Origin of the sequence: Rosistilla ulvae (genome assembly GCF_007741475.1) — a bacterium.
In the GTDB taxonomy this organism is placed as follows: Bacteria; Planctomycetota; Planctomycetia; order Pirellulales; family Pirellulaceae; genus Rosistilla; species Rosistilla ulvae.
Map to the genome: position 1 here is coordinate 1698605 of NZ_CP036261.1, position 15350 is coordinate 1713954.

At 59.3% G+C, this 15350-nt stretch carries 11 protein-coding genes; 3 read left to right on the forward strand and 8 right to left on the reverse strand.

What is annotated here, in order from left to right:
• Window positions 1-66: 66 nt before the first annotated feature.
• Entirely contained in the window at window positions 67-3009 is a 2943-nt protein-coding gene (locus tag EC9_RS06160) for an ATP-dependent DNA helicase RecQ (RefSeq protein WP_145343279.1), read from the reverse strand.
• 3 nt (window positions 3010-3012) lie between these two features.
• Window positions 3013-4350 carry a hypothetical protein gene (locus tag EC9_RS06165; protein ID WP_145343281.1) on the reverse strand — a complete coding sequence of 446 codons (1338 nt, stop codon included), beginning with the start codon at window positions 4348-4350 and terminating at the stop codon, window positions 3013-3015.
• Window positions 4351-4560: 210 nt separating this feature from the next.
• Between EC9_RS06165 and EC9_RS06170 the strand changes: the two genes are divergently transcribed.
• A complete protein-coding gene (locus EC9_RS06170) occupies window positions 4561-5304 on the forward strand; it encodes a 2-phosphosulfolactate phosphatase (protein ID WP_145343283.1) in 744 nt (247 codons plus the stop codon).
• A 74-nt stretch (window positions 5305-5378) separates the two neighbouring features.
• Here EC9_RS06170 and EC9_RS06175 read toward each other — a convergent pair whose 3' ends face one another.
• The 6 genes from EC9_RS06175 to EC9_RS06200 form a co-directional block, all read right to left on the reverse strand.
• Entirely contained in the window at window positions 5379-6317 is a 939-nt protein-coding gene (locus EC9_RS06175; protein ID WP_145118689.1) for an ABC transporter ATP-binding protein, read from the reverse strand.
• Between the two features lie 99 nt (window positions 6318-6416).
• Window positions 6417-8552, reverse strand: coding sequence for a hypothetical protein (locus EC9_RS06180; RefSeq protein WP_145343285.1), 2136 nt, complete (start codon window positions 8550-8552; stop codon window positions 6417-6419).
• Window positions 8549-8869 (reverse strand): MazG nucleotide pyrophosphohydrolase domain-containing protein, encoded by a 321-nt coding sequence (locus EC9_RS06185; protein ID WP_145118693.1) that lies wholly within the window; start codon window positions 8867-8869, stop codon window positions 8549-8551. Before EC9_RS06185 ends, EC9_RS06180 begins: the two co-directional genes overlap by 4 nt.
• 179 nt (window positions 8870-9048) lie before the next feature.
• On the reverse strand, window positions 9049-10260 hold the full coding sequence (locus tag EC9_RS06190; RefSeq protein ID WP_218934622.1) for an NPCBM/NEW2 domain-containing protein: 1212 nt from the start codon (window positions 10258-10260) through the stop codon (window positions 9049-9051).
• 693 nt (window positions 10261-10953) lie between these two features.
• Complete coding sequence (locus tag EC9_RS06195; RefSeq protein ID WP_145343289.1) at window positions 10954-12021, reverse strand: prenyltransferase/squalene oxidase repeat-containing protein; 1068 nt, start codon at window positions 12019-12021, stop codon at window positions 10954-10956.
• Complete coding sequence (locus EC9_RS06200; RefSeq protein ID WP_145343291.1) at window positions 12018-12770, reverse strand: hypothetical protein; 753 nt, start codon at window positions 12768-12770, stop codon at window positions 12018-12020. The genes EC9_RS06195 and EC9_RS06200 overlap by 4 nt, the downstream gene beginning before the upstream one ends.
• Before the next feature lie 59 nt (window positions 12771-12829).
• Between EC9_RS06200 and EC9_RS06205 the strand changes: the two genes are divergently transcribed.
• Together EC9_RS06205 and EC9_RS06210 are read left to right on the forward strand one after the other, a co-directional pair.
• Window positions 12830-13579, forward strand: coding sequence for a tRNA (adenine(22)-N(1))-methyltransferase (locus EC9_RS06205; protein WP_246105980.1), 750 nt, complete (start codon window positions 12830-12832; stop codon window positions 13577-13579).
• 173 nt (window positions 13580-13752) lie between these two features.
• A complete protein-coding gene (locus EC9_RS06210; RefSeq protein ID WP_145343293.1) occupies window positions 13753-15345 on the forward strand; it encodes a sodium:solute symporter family transporter in 1593 nt (530 codons plus the stop codon).
• Window positions 15346-15350: the final 5 nt, after the last annotated feature.

Below are 15350 nucleotides of genomic sequence, written 5' to 3' on the forward strand. Positions count from 1 at the left end.
TTGCTGTGCGAACTTTGGGCCAATTCCACATGTTTTTTCAATTGTAGCGGGATAAGGCCGATTAGGCTAACCACGCTCGGCTCGATGGGCTTCGCGAGCCAATTGCAATAGCTTGGGATCCCAGTGGCTGGGGATCAAGCCGTCGAGAGTCGCCGCCGAATCGGTCGCCGCAGCGATTGTGGCGAGCAATTTCGAGTCCTCGCCGGCGACCCAGTCGAGCTGGACCGGTCGTTGATCGCGAACTGCATCGATTAGGTGCGACAAAAGTGTCTCTCGGTCGATCTGGCGAATCGCACAACACTGCTCTGCGGTGTAACCGTCCCGCAGCAGTTTCCAGGTCCAGAAGGTGTCGCCGACACTTGTCGGGTCGCCCGACACGTTGTCGGTTGCTGGTTGAGGTGCTGTGGTGTTGGGTGAGGCCGTCGCCGGTGTATCGGTCGCTGGCGGCTGCGGAGATTCGATCGGATCGGCAGCGACTGGTTTACCGTTCCCGCTTGATTGCGGTTCTTCGCTCGGCTCCAGCTGCTCGCGGACCGATGGCGGCTGGGGGGCAATTTCGACTTCGTCCTCTTCCAGCGGTTCGTCCGGCTCGTCGGCGATTTGCGATTCGATCAACTGAACCAGCGCGTATCCATACTGTTCGACCGTCTCGGGAACGATGCCGCGAATCGATTCCAGTTCGCTAACGCTCTGCGGCTGTTTGGCGGCGATCGCTTCAAGGGTCGCGTTGCTTACGATCCGGTAGGCGGGAACGCCCAGTTCGTTGGCCGCTTCCAGTCGCCATTTGCGGAGCGTCTTCAGGAGATCGGGATTCGCTGTCGATTTCGGCTTTTCCATCGGCGTCTCGGTGACGTCTTCCGCAGCGGCCATCTTGCGGACCAACGCCATCGCTTTGATTTTCAGCGGCCGGGCGATCGTAAAGGCGACGGGAACCGGTTGGTTTCCCTTCATCACTTCCTGCCCGAAATCGGTCAGCTTGACCGTCGGACGCCGCTGGGTGACTTCGATCTGTTGCGCCATCCCGACGCTGCAGACGGCGTCCAGCAGGTCGGTGACTTGAGCTTGTTTGAGTCCCTTCAGCAACCCAAAGGTGCTCAAGCGATCGAGCTTCAATTGTTGCAGCTTCTTGTTTTGGGAACCGGCCAGCATTTGAGCGACCAGCCCTTTGCCAAATCGCCCGTGGGTGCGAGCCAGAGCGCTGAGCACGATCCGCACCAGCTGGGTGATCAGCTGCTGTTCCTCGGTCTCTTCAGCGGTCAACGGGACGGCGGCGGCCGTTGTCACCGCCGCATTTTTTCGGGGCTGCGTCAGGTCGCAGCGGTCGCAGTTTCCGCAGACATCGGCTGCCGGATCGCCGAAATAATTCAGCACCGCCAACTGCCGGCAGTTCGGCGTTTGCGCAAACCGGATCACATGATCCAGCTTCTCGTATTCGGCCCGCTTGCGGCGTTCGAGTTCGACGAAATCGATCTTCAGGTCGTTGAAGGGGACATCGCGTTTGCGGAAGTGGATCGCCCGGCCGCGGAACGGCGGCACGTAATCGAAGTCTCGCAAGCGGCTCAATTCCCGCAGCGTTCGCGTCACCGATTCACGCGATTGATCGGTCGACTTGATAATTCGGTCGAGCGAGAAATAGACATCCTCTTCGCGCCGGTCGCCGATGATTTTTTCGGCCGCTTGCAACACGCGGCGGCGAACTTTTGCTTCCCGCGGCAGCATGTCGACCAAGCTGGGCAGCGTGCTATCGATCCGGATGATCGCTTGGTTGGCGCTGCTGTCCAGCCGTTCCATGACTCCCGTTTTCGCCAACAACCGCTCGGCGGTCCCGATCGCCTCGCCGCCGACTTGCAACCCGATCTTCTCGCGAATCTGATCGAGTGTCATTTCGATCGGGTCGTCGGTGCGGGAGTGCAGGAACTTGTAGACCGCCGCCACGACATCGCGTGTTGGGTAATTATTCTCGATGAAAAATTCTTGGATGTAGCGGTCGCTGTAACTGAACAACAGCAGACATTCGCTGGGCAAACCGTCTCGGCCGGCGCGGCCCGCTTCTTGGTAATAGGCTTCCAAGCTGCCGGGCATGTTGTAATGGACGACGTAGCGGATGTCCGATTTGTCGATTCCCATCCCAAACGCGTTGGTCGCCACGATCGCCGCCAACTTTCCCGCCATGAAGTCCTCTTGGACGCTCCGCCGCTGCTGCGGATCGAGTCCGCCGTGGTAGATACCGACAGGTTTGCCAAGCTTCCCCGGCAGCCAGAGGGCAATTTCTTCGCAGCGTTTCCGCGTTGCGGCATAGATGATCCCGATTCCCTGCTGGCCCCGCAGGAACTCCGCCAACCGTTGATCCTTCTCGCGATCGCTGCCGCAGGGAGTGACAGCAAACCGCAGGTTTTCACGAGCGAATCCGGTGATGAACGGCTTCGGTTCGTGCAGCGACAACAACTTGACGATGTCGTCGCGAACCGTCGGCGTCGCGGTGGCGGTCAGAGCGATCGTCTGGACGCCGCCCAGGTTGCGAATTCGGAACTGCCCCAGGCGGGCGTAATCGGGGCGGAAATCATGTCCCCATTCGCTGATACAGTGAGCTTCGTCGACCGCCAGCAGCGAGACCTTTGTCTTGCGAACGTTCTCCAAAAAGCGGCTATTTCGCAGCCGCTCCGGCGCGATGTAGATCAGGTCGTACTTTCCCTCGGCCATCGCCTGCATGCGATCGAACTGTTCGGCCGGTTTCAGCGAACTGTTGATCAGCGTCGCCCGAAAGCCCTTCTTTTGCAGCACGTCGACCTGGTCCTGCATCAGCGCGATCAAGGGGGAGACGACGATCGTCAGCCCGTCGAGCATCACGCTGGGCAATTGATAGCACAGGCTTTTGCCGCCGCCGGTTGGCATCACGCACAACACGTCCTTGCCGTCGAGGACCTGTTGAATCACCGCTTCCTGCCCGCTGCGGAATTGGGTCAGGCCAAACCGGTCCAGGAAATCGCTTGGGGAAAGTGTCGACGGCATGAACTACCACTCAATCTTCGCTTGAGGCAATTCCTGCTTCAACGCTTCGACGGTGCTCTTTTCAATGACATAGGTACGGGTGATGAACAGCCGTTTAAGTTTCTTCAATCCGTACAACTTCGGCATGCCTTCATCGGTGACGCCTGTCCCCCCAAGGTGCAGCAGCTCCAGATTGGTCATCGTGGCGATCGTGTCGAGGCAATCGTCGCTGATCGCGTCGCCGAGGTTATCGAGATTCAATTGCTTCAACTGGGTCATCCCCTTCAGCTGAGCGATCCCCTCTTCGGTCGCTTCGGTGTTCCAGAGGTTCAGGTTTTCCAGATTGGGCAGCTTGGCCAAGTGTTCGAAGACGGCGTCCTGGACCGGCGATTCGCTGAGGTCGAGATCTCGCAGGGCTTTCATGTCAGCAAATGCCGCGGCGTTTTCACCGCGGATGCTCGTCTCGCGAGCCCGCACCTTTTGCAGCTTCGGCAGTTGAGCCAACAGCGGGATCACTTCGTCGTCGACTTTGCTAGCGCCGTACAAGTTGATTTCTTTGAGCTCTTTCAGTCCGACCAAGTGCTTGATCCCCTCGGGGCCAACGCGGCAATATTGCAGGCCCAGGGCGACGAGGTTGTTGAGGCCGGTGAGCTGAGCCAATCCGCTGTCGTCGACTGCGTTGGGCAGGCGGACGTTTCGCATCTTGGTCAATTTGCCAACCGAAGTCGCACATTCGTTGGTCAGCAGCGAGCACTCGAGCAGATCCAGCAGCTCCAATTGCTTGGCGGCTTCCAGCGACTTGATTCCCGCGTCGGTGACCTTCGTGCGGGCGATCCGGATCTGGCGGATCGTATCGCAGCCGGCAAGAGTCTTCAGCGATTCGTCGGTGATCTCGCTCTTGATCAGATCGACATCGGCCAGTTTGGGGAGCGTGACCAGGACCGCGACCGCTTCGTCGCCGACTTGCGTGCAGTTATCGAAACCGATGACCTTCAGTTCCGGATGCGCTTTCAGTTTTTCGACAGCTTCCAGCGTCACGCCGGGGCCGCGGGCGAGGATCTTCTGCAGCTTGGGCAATCCGGCGACCCAGGCGAATTCGTCCGCTTGGTCTTCGGCAGCGTCGGGGAACAGGCCGCGAAGATCGAGTTCGACGATGTTCTCGCCCTTCTTCTTCACGGTGACTCCGCCAGCCGCTTCGATCGCGGCGACGACTTCCGCATCGTCGGGCGTCGGTTCGGCAGCTGCCGCAGGGGCGGGGGCCTCGGCCGGTTCATTATTAGGTTGGGCAACCTCCTGCTTTTTGCAACCTGAGAGCAGCAATAGCGTCAGCAGCAGGGTGGGGATGGTTCGGACAAAGGTCATCGGTGTTGTAAATCCTTATATCGAATCGCGTTCTGCGGCTCCTGGCGAGCAGCGCCAGGGGAATTTTTTGCTGGAAATCGCCCGACAATCGCGAGCGGATGGTTTCGCCTAGTATCGCAATGTCAGGGTTCAATTTAGCATGACAAACTAGCCTAAGCAGGGCAGCCCTGCAAATAGGTATCCCAATCGCTCCAAGGATGAAAGCTTGCCATGAAATCGGTATCCGTTGCCCTTCTGCCGTCGTTGATCCAACGCGAATCGCTAGCCGATTGCACCGCGGTGGTGATCGACGTGCTGCGAGCCACTTCGGTGATCGCAACCGCCTTGGGCAATGGAGCGGCGGGCGTGATCGCTTGCGAATCGATCGATCAGGCCCATCACCAGGCCGCTGCCTTGACGGGGGCTTATAAGTTGTGTGGCGAGCGCGGGGGGCTGCCGATCGAGGGCTTCGATCTGGGGAATTCCCCGGCGGAATATCCTCGTGAGGTGATCGCCGACAAGACGGTTGTGATGACGACGACCAACGGGACGCGAGCCCTTGCGGCTGTCGAAACTGCAGCCGATGTGTTGACCGCTTCGTTTTTGAATCTGTCGGCGGCGAGCGATTATTGTTCGCAATCGGCCGATGTGCTGTTGGTTTGCGCGGGGACCGATGGCCAGATCAGTGGCGAGGATGTGTTGTTGGCCGGTGCGATCGCCAAGCGGTTGATCGGCGGGCACGGCTTCGAAACGACCGACGATTCGGCGTTGTTGGCGATCGCGGCATGGGAGGCTGCCGAACCGGTAGCCGCCGATCCAGCGCAGCTCGCGGAATTCCTGGCGTTATCCAAAGGGGGCCGCAATCTGCAACGGATCGGATTTGCCGACGATTTGCAGCGCGTCGCTCGGATCGACTCGCAGCACCACGTTCCGCGCCGCGTGTCGCGCAATCCGTGTATCTTGCGCTGCGAATAACCGATGGCGCGATGTCGATCAGGCGATCGCGTCGCGGACTTCGTTCCGATCCCTGTGCGGCACGACGCCGTTGGTTACATCCGGACCGCGGTCCCTTTGGTCAATGCCATGAAGGCCGATTCGAGGTTCAGTTCCTCTTCGCGGAACTGGCGGACGCGGATTCCCGATTGGATCAACAACGCCGGCAGGTCGCTGTAGTCTTCGACGTCGCGGTTCAGGATCACGCGGATCTCGGAATCGCCAACTTCCACGCCGCGAACCTTGGGATGTCCTTCCAGTAGGTCGGACATCTTCGAGAGGTCGACGATCTCGGCCGGTTGGACGACCAGCACGTTGTATTCACGCACCTGTCGCATCACGTCGTTGACCGTCGCGTTGACTTCGAGAACGCCCCGGTCGATGATCCCAACTTTGTTGCAGATGTCAGCCAATTCCGGCAGGATGTGGCTGCTGACGATGATCGTCTTGCCCATCTGGCCGAGCTTGCGCAACAGGTTCCGCATCTCGATCCGAGCCCGCGGGTCGAGCCCCGACAGCGGTTCGTCTAACAACAGGACTTGCGGGTCGTGCAGCAACGTGCGAGCCAACCCCAGTCGCTGCGTCTGTCCGCGGCTGAGCGTGTTCGCATACGCGTCGCGTTTGAAATCGAGGTCGACGATCTCCAGCATTTCGTCGCAGCGTTTGCGTCGGGCGGGGCCGTTGATGCGATACGCCGCGGCGAAGAACTCCAGATATTCGATCACCGTCATGTCGTCGTACACGCCGAAGAAATCGGGCATGTAACCGACAAGCCGCCGGATCTCTTTGGGGTTCAATTGGACCGCGTGTCCGCAGACATACGCCTCGCCCCAACTGGGCTCCAACAACGTTGCAATGATCCGCATCGTCGTCGTCTTGCCGGCACCGTTGGGGCCGATGAAGCCAAACAGGTCTCCCTCGCCGAGGTCGAGGTTGATGTCCTTGATGGCGAACATGTCGCCATATTTTTTTGACAATCCAGAAGTTCTAATCACGGTGAAAGTCCTGGCTTACGTTTGCGGGGTGCTAAATCAACAGCCCGGTCAACGTGGAACGGCTGCGGACGAATTGTTGGAGTCTATTGGTTGGCGATGTCAGCGGCCGCTATCGACCGGCAACAGAATCCGAGCGAACGATAACACGGTTCCGTTTTTCGCCGTCTGCTGTTCCCCTGCCAACTGAATCACCGGCTCGTCGACTCGCCCCATCAGGATCGCGTGATCGGTCGCCAGCACATGGCTGAGGTCCAGGTGGTTGATGATCCGGTTGCTCAGTTCGGTATATTTCGGGCCCCCCGCGGTGTCGTGGAACATCGCGATCTCCAGTATGCGATCCATGTCACCCTGCATCTCGGGATTCCAAGGTTCGGTCGCCGTGGAGGCTTTGTCGACGCTACGACGGGTCAAACGCCACTTCAGATTTTTCGACGTCAGCGTGCTCACTTGAGCAATCCGTTTGCCAGCGGTGAAACGGGTCGGCAACAGATAAGCCCAGCCGCGATAGACCAACACGCCGTCCATCAGGTCGACGTCCAGCGGATTCGAAACGCTACCGCTTAACAGGTCGGTCCCGGGACGTTTTTTCAGTGAACTGTCAGCCGCTCTGTTCGGTTCAAATTGCCACCACGCAGCCAGTCCTTTGGTCGCGGCGGTCGCCAACGGCAAACCGATGGCGACGGTCGATAGGCTCGCGTCGCTGTTCACCCGGCCGTCGATCGCATACTCGGGCATCTGGCGATCGCGTCCAATCGCCGACAAGCCACCAAACTCTTGGCCATTAACGCCCCACCATCCAAGGATCGGTTGCTGCGAATCGGAGTTGGCGAAACCAGCGTCGATCGAGTAGTGGAGATCGTTCCGCCCGGCAGTACCGCTCAGATACTGTGTCCACGCAAATCCGCGTCCCAGATTACTGCTCGGGTCGATGTCGACGATCGAAAACTGATTGACGACAGGTTGCGGTGGCGTGGCGATCGTTGTCCCGTAGAAGGCGAGTCCGGCAAACACGATGACGGCCATTGGAAACGTGATCCAACCCAGCAACGGACGCCCAAACCACCGATTCACGATCCAGTAGTCCAGCGGTCCGATCAGGCCCAGATAGAGCACAAAAAAACCGGCTAGCCATTTGAACGGCAACACCCAGTGCGAATCGAATTGATCGATCGTGCGGCGGATCTGTCCGACCAAGTCGGTGTAGCCCGCGTCGCGAGTATGACGTTGTGAATTGTTGTTGGGACGTATCGAAAGCGTGTTGGGAAGGAGTCGTTCCAGCAGGCTCTGGCGATCGGTCCACGATGCAAAGGGCTCTTGATCCAAGTCCGCAGCCAAAACCAACACGCGACCGAATCCGACGAGATACTCTTTGGCGATCGGAACGGTTTGACGATCGAGCGTTCGACCGGTTAGCAGCGTCCGCCCTCCCGAAGTTGGCAGTCGCAGACCAGTGAATGCTTTTAAAGGGGTCTGCGTCGTGGTAAAGGATTCGATAGCGCGAGGGTCGATGTCGACAACCTCTTCATCGATCTCCAGACCAAGCGATTCGCGGATCCACGAACCGGGGGCGACCGCCCCTTTGGATTGTCCGCCCAAGGTCAGAAGCATCCGGCCACCGCGACGAACCCAATCGGCGAGCGCTTGTTTTTGCGAATCTTCCAACGTGTTGACGATCGCCGCGTGCGATCCAGGCAATACGATCAGGTCGACGCCGTTGTACGCGATCCAATGATGTGGCAACGGTTGGCTGTCGGCGATCAACGAAACGACAGGGAAATGGCGGCGGCCTTGTTGATCGCTGGCCGATTGGATTCCGATCGCATCGCCAATCGCCAAAATCCATTCCTTTTCAAACGGAATCGGTGTGGGAGCGTCGATGGGCGTCGTCGTGCTTGAGCCCGACGTATCGGTCAACGAAACTTGCAGGCGATCCTGGCTTCGCCCCAGCTGAAAATAGCATCGCAGGCCGCCTTCGCTGGCGACCGGTTGGGTGTAATTCACACCGACGCCATCGCCATCGGTGCTGGAGACGACGACGCTTTCGGCCGCTCCTTCTTGTCCCGTTTCAATCCGGCATTCGGCCCACATTCCCACTCGGCCACGACCATCGATCCCGGCTGTCGCCGTGAATTCTGCCGCGCCGGCGGGGCCAACGGAGGCCAGCAGCAACGCCAACGCAACCAACAACGGCAGCGAAAGCCAAACAGATGGATTGCGTGTTGTCCTGGCGATCACGGTTTCTCTTCGTTCGGGCAGATGCAAACCAAGCGACTGCACCCAGGACAGCCGCTGCCATATTTTTCGCTGATCGCTTTGGATAGATCGATGTCGGCGACGTTGGCGATCGTCGCCAACCAAGCCAGCACGTCGGCGAACTCCGCCGCTAGGTTCTCGCGGTCGTCGCCTCGCAACGCCGCCGCCAGTTCGCCAATCTCTTCCATCAACCACATGAAGGTGCCGTCGACCCCGCGGACGACATCCTTCTCGTAATACATCGCCTTGATCTTCTGCTGAAAATCGGTGAGCGAGATCTCGGGTTTTGGTTCATTCATCAAGTCGATTCCAATACATACAGAGGGGCTAAAATTGTAACCGCCCTGCGATCGAAGGATAGGCTGTCTTCATTTACGCAGCTGACGCCGGAAAAGGTTCAATTGCGGCGGATGAGCGGAGTCTCTGTTTGGCGGCGTAATCTCTTCGTTTACGCAGCTGGCGACGAAAAAGGTTCAGTTCAGTCGAGCAAAAAACGGGCGTCGGCCCAAACCGCGTGGTCCCCGCTGCTGCCATCTCCCGCGTCGCGGACCATTAGCACGATCAGCTTTGAATCGCGAACATTAATATCTAGCGAAATCGCGGCGTCGCCGGGCCGCAGCGTGGGCGACGTGAACTGCGTCCGAACCGCTTTGGTTGCGTCGGTCGTCAAAACCTGGAAGACCACGCTCCCGGTAGCCGTCGACTGGTCGTCACCCGTCGCCATTCCAACCGTCGCTTGAAACCGAGTCGCGCCGGGTGGGATGCGGTACGCTGCTTGAGCGTTTGCGTGCATCGATAGGCCATGTCGGTAGCGGTATCCGGCGATGCTCAGCGGTTCGCCGCGAAGTCCGCTGTCGGTGGCCAGAGGCCATTGTAATTCGGAGAGAGAGGCTTGCTGCTTGAATGCCAGAGCAGGCTGCTGGCTGAGCCAGTGCGTTGCGTCACGAACTGGCTGGATCGATTGCACCGCGGCGGAAAATTGATCCCAGTCGCCAGCAAACGCCAGGCTTTCTCCGCTGGCTAGTTCCAGTTCGATCGCGCCGTCGGTTCGCTGGATCGATCGGATCGCCAATCGCGTGCCATCGTCCAGCCCGAACCAAAAGCCTGATTTGGCGGGGCGGATCGGGTGCAACAGCGGACTCAATACGATGCCGCGGAGTGTCGATGCAGCGATCGCGTCGGTCCGTTCGCCGCGACGCAGCTTCCACGTCGCACCAAATGCCAACGGTGCGTCGGCGATCGTCGGCGGAAACTGCAGCACGCCGGCGATCTCGTCTCCGGAAACGTTCAGCAAACGATCGTCTCCGCCGTCGGCTTCGGCAATCGTCTCGAAAATAGAGGCCCGCGCGAGCGGTTGCGTCGGCAATTGCAACGCGATCGCGCGAACGTTTGTCAACGACAGCGTCGTTCGGAAGTAACGCCCGGCGATGGCGACCTGGTCCTTTGCAATCCGTTCGATTCGGCCGACGACCCACGATCCATCGACCATCATCAGCCCTGACGCAAAATCGGCGATCGGTTCGTGGCCATATCGGATCAATTGATCGGCAGCGACCACCAACGGTTGGTTCTTGTCGTCGAGAAAGGTCAGCTGGTCGGGCGACTCGAAATCGGAAAAGGTCGCCGCAACGAGACCGCTGTTCAGCAGTAGATCTTCTGCCGGAACGATGTCCGCCAGTGAAATAGCCATGCAAAATGCAAGGACGCAGCGATGCATGAGGAGCCTTTGAGTGAATCGAGTCGAAATGAGTCCTCTAGTTTAGCCGCATGGGCAACATCTCGCGCGGTGACAGACTACGTAGTCAGCTATGGGGCTGAAACGCAGAGTCGGCTGGGTGCCACTGGCTTTGCCAGTACGTTTGGTAATCGAAGTGGCAAGGACTGGCAGCACCAACATCAATCTCCAAATACCTTCTGAGGTGTAGGCTGGCCCTTTTCGAAAGCCACCGATACCCATTGCCACTGGGGGCCGAATGCATCGGGTAATCGTTGGACGTTTGTCGGGGAACACTGGCAGAGCCAGTGGCACACTAGGAACAACATGTCATCAGCCAATGGCACACTATAGGAACAACATGTCGTCAGCCAATGGCACTCAGTTGTTGTTCGTTACCGTTGGAAGATCGGCAGCAGGCTGCGGCTGGGTGGCACTGGCTTTGCCAGTGCGTTTGTGATCGAAGTGGCAAGGCTGGCAGCACCAACAACGATTTCCTGAAACCCTTTGAGGTGCACGGCCTGCCCTTTTCGATAGCTTCGGATACCCATTGCCACTGGGGGCCGAATGCTTCGGGGAATCGTTGGACGTTTGCCGGGGAACACTGGCAGAGCCAGTGGCACACTAGGAACAACATGTCATTAGCCAGTGGCACTCAGTTGTTGTTCGTTACCGTTGGAAGATCGGCAGCAGGCTGCGGGGAGTGTTTAATATGATGCAGGCCATTGCGGTGGCGTAGGTTCGGTCGGTGTAATCGAGCCAGCTGCCGTCGTTTAATTGTGCCGACAACAGGATGTCTCGCAGCTGTTCGTACCAAGCTTTCCATTCGGAGCCGCCTCGCTGCCAGAGGGCCTGTACCGAATAATAGTGTGCGTAAAAGAAGTAGTTGTTGCGTTGGGGCGAGAAGTTGTGACCGGCTCGATTGCTGAGGAAATCGTAGCCGTCGTCGAGCTCTTTTCCGCGGTAGCGCCCCGCGTTTTGAAGAGCCACGATCGCGCCGGCGGTCAGCGGGAATCGGCTCTCCCCGCCGGTCAATTGGTACATGAATCCGCCGTCGGGATTTTGGCATCGCCGCACGTAATCGACTGCTCTTTCGATCGTCTCTCCCGGAACGAAGGTCCCCGCGTTGCGAGCCGCTCGCAAAGCCATCATCTGGCAAATCGTAACCGACAGATCGGCGTCGCGCGGCTCGGGTTCATAGCGCCAGCCCCCTTCGCTGTTCTGCGACCGGACGATCAAATCGACAGCGTTGTTCAACTTGCGTTGCAGGTCCTTGCGGTCGCTGGTCCCATAGATTTCGGCGAGGAACAGCGTGGCAAAGCCGTGGCCGTACATCGCCCCGCGGCTTACCGATTCGCGTCGGATGATGAATCCCGTTTCGTCTTCACACGCATTGGCGATGTAGTCGACGCAGCGATCCAGCGCCGCGCCGTGCGGGCCGCGGTCGGGCAGACTGCCTCGCGACAGCATCGCCAGCCCGGCCAAGCTGACTACCGCGACGTTGCGTCCCAGACCGGTGCCACGGCCATCGCCAAAGCTGCCGTCGGCGGTTTGACGCGCGACCAGCGAGCTGAGTCCGCGATCGATCGCAATCGAGACGGCGGGCGTGTAGAGCGGATCGTCGCCCGTTTGAGCCACGGCCGCGGCGGGCAAGGTCGCTGCGGTGAGCAAGCCGATCGATCGGCCGATCAGATCGCGCCGCGAGATCGTTTCGTTCCGTGCGAGGTGGGTGGTCAAGGTTTCGCATCCGAACCGGAGGAGAGTTGGCGGAAGTATTCGGTGATCGCATCGCGATAACGGGGCAGAAACTTTTCGGGCAGCGTCGCCTGCAGCTCGCCACGAATCCGCTCGGGCAAGTGTCCCCACACCGCTTCCCGCATTCCTTGCAAAGGGCCCGCGTTGACGATCACGTCGGTGCTGCTGCCGACTTCGGATCCGGGCTGCGTTCCCAGTTCGGATTGCTGCGGTTGCTGGCTCTCGCGGTTCGGATCGGTCTCCGGTTTCTGGGGCCCCGCCTGCGACATCTGCTGTTGCTCGCTACGCTGCGACGACTGGGATTGGTCTTGATCGGCGTTTTCCGCCGATTGATCGACGATCGTCTGCAGCATTTCCAACGCCCGTCGCTGGGCGGCTTGCGTTGCCGGTCCGGCATCACCGTTGCCAAGCCCCGCGATCGCTTGCTGCATTTCGCGATCGACAGCCTGCAGCGTTTGCAGCATGGCATCGACAGGCTCTGCGGCGGCTTGTGGGGCGTCGGTTTCAGGTTCCGGCTTGTCGTTCGTTTCCGCTTCGGCTTGCATCGCCTCGTCCAATAAACCGTCCAGATCGCCCAGCAGATCGGCAGCCGGCGGCGGTTGGTCGCCGCTTGGTTCCGGCGGTTGGGCATGAGCGATGCCAGCTAACCCGGCGACCGCGAGAATGAACGACGCCATGAACGCGACAGTCGCGATGCAGCGGAGGCGATTCGCAGTCGATGCTTTGCTCACGGGGAAGTTGTCCTTGCGGGGCGGATTCACGTTTTGGCGGTTCGTGTTATTGTAGCAGTTTGCTGCGATTTGAACTGGGGACGGTCCCGGCCGATCGGAATTCGAAGCTGGGGATTTTTGTCAACGTTATGTTTGGTTTGGACGTTCGCTTGCAAGCTGTCTTCGATCAGGTCCGTTGCCCGACGCATGTCGACGTCGGTTCGGATCACGCGCGGCTGTTGGCGGCACTGCTGAAAAGTGGCCGGATCGAGCGTGGGATCGCTATCGAAAACAAGCAGCAGCCGTTTGTGAACTCTCGTCGTCGGTTGGCGAACCTGGCCGCTGACGTTCGCTTTGGCGATGGACTGGCGGTCCTGGAAGCGGGCGAAGCGGAGAGCTTGAGCATTTGTGGGATGGGCGCCGAGAGCATCGTGCAGGTCCTGGAAGCGTTCCCCGATCGCGTCCCACCACGCGTCTTCTTGCAGCCGAATCGGCAGCCCGAATTGGTGCGCCGGTGGGGATTGCGCGGCGGTTTTCATTTGGTCGACGAACGGATCGCCTGCGGCCATTGGCCCTATTCGATCCTCACGTTTCAGCGCGCTGCCGATCGGGACGACCCGGCTTACGATGGCGTCGATCGCGATGCGGCACTACTGTTTGGTCCGCTGAATCTGCGACGCCGGTCTGCGGTTCTGGAGCGGGTGCTGCGCGAAGAGCTGGAATATTTACAGCGATTCGATCGGATGGAACCGGCCGGAATCCGGCGTCGCGAAACGATCGAAGCGGTGCTGGCGACGTGGTCGGAGACGCCAGCGACGCAGACGCGATAACAGTAGTCCGCGGCGTTGCGTGAAGTTGGGAACCGCTGGCGAGCAAAAATCTGCTTTGTTTTTGACTCTTGGGAATCGTCGTCGAATGTACGACGCAGTTGGGCGTGTTAAAGTGACGCCACCGGTTGTCCGACAGCTCGTCCTCCCGCCCACCATCGCAGAGAACTCTCCTCATGCAAACGCTCGACTATATCGTCATCGTTGTCTATTTGGTCGTGATGATGGGAATGGGGATGCATTTTGGCCGCGGGCAATCGCGCCGTGAGTTTTTTGCCGCCGGCGGTTCGATGGGCTGGATGGTGGTCGGGCTGAGCGTGATGGCGACGCTGTTTTCATCGAACAGCTTTGCGATGTATCCATCGGTTGGCTACGGCGACAGCTTGCGTGTCGGGATGATGTTGGTGGGGGCGACGTTGATGTCGCCGATCGTGATTTGGGTTTTCATTCCCGTCTATTCGCGATTGAACTGCACGACGGCGTACGAATATCTGGAGCGTCGGTTCCATGTTTCGATCCGCTGTCTGGCCAGCGGTTTGTTTATCTTGTTGCGAATCGGGTGGATGGCGTCGGCGACGTTTGCGGCTTCGTTGGTGATCGCCAGCGTCTCGCAGGTGCCGCAAGTCACGGTCATCCTGTCGCTGGGAGCCGTCTCGATTCTGTATACGATGGTCGGTGGATTGCGAGCGGTGATGTGGACCGACGTGCTGCAGTTCTTTGTTTTTGCCGGGACGATTCTCGTCGCCCTTTCGCTGCTGATCTACACCAGCGGGATCGGCTTCACCCAATCGATCAGCAGTTATTTCGAAGGCCGCTCCAGTATGTTGGTCGACTGGACCCCTTCGATGACGCTCAAGCATGGCAGTTGGGCGGTGCTGATCGGTACGTTCCTGGAAGCCCTGTCGGCCTTTGGTGCCGACCAAGTCGCGGTGCAGCGGTACATCTCTGCCAAGTCGGAACGGACATCGCAGATCGGTTACCTGGTGAATCTGATCGGGATGTGGTTGGTGATCCCCGGCCTGCTTTTGATTGGCGTCGGGCTGTTTGCGTTTTATGGCGAAAACCCCGCTGAATTGCAGCCGCTGGTGCAAGGCGTGAGCGTGGGCGAGCTGCCGTCGCCGCTCGAATCGGTTGCGATGCGCGATGCGGTCTTGGCGGCGGGAGTGCAGGACAAGGTCTTTCCCGAGTTTGCGCGAATGCACTTTCCACCGGGGATGGTGGGATTGTTTCTTGTTGCGTTGATGGCGGCGGTGATGTCCAGCATCGACTCGGGTATCCACTCGGTCACGACGGCGATCATCGTCGATTTTCGCGACCGTTTGATGCCCTCGTGGAAGCCCGATGACAGTGCCCACGACGTTGGATTGATCCGTGGTTTGTTAGTCGTCGTCGGTGTGTTGAGCGTCACGTTGGCTTGTTTTGTCGGGCCGCTTGGCGATGTGTTCGACATCGCCAAGAAACTGACAGCCTCCTTCGGCGGCCCGCTGTTGGCTGTCTTTATCCTCGCCTTTTTCTCGCGCAAAGCCCGCGCTGCGGCGGTCTTTCCGGGGACGTTGATCGCTGCCGCAGCAACGATGGCGATGATGTATCATTTCGACCAGTGGTTCTCGATGTGGTTCTGGCCAGTTGGGTTTGGATTGACGTTGGTGTTGTGCTTTGTCATCAATCTCTGCTTGCCGCGGACAGCCGGATCGGGTGAAGAACCGTTAACCTTTGCAACCGTGATGCGACAAAACCCCAAGCGTGAGCAGGAGCTTCCGTCCGAATGAAATTC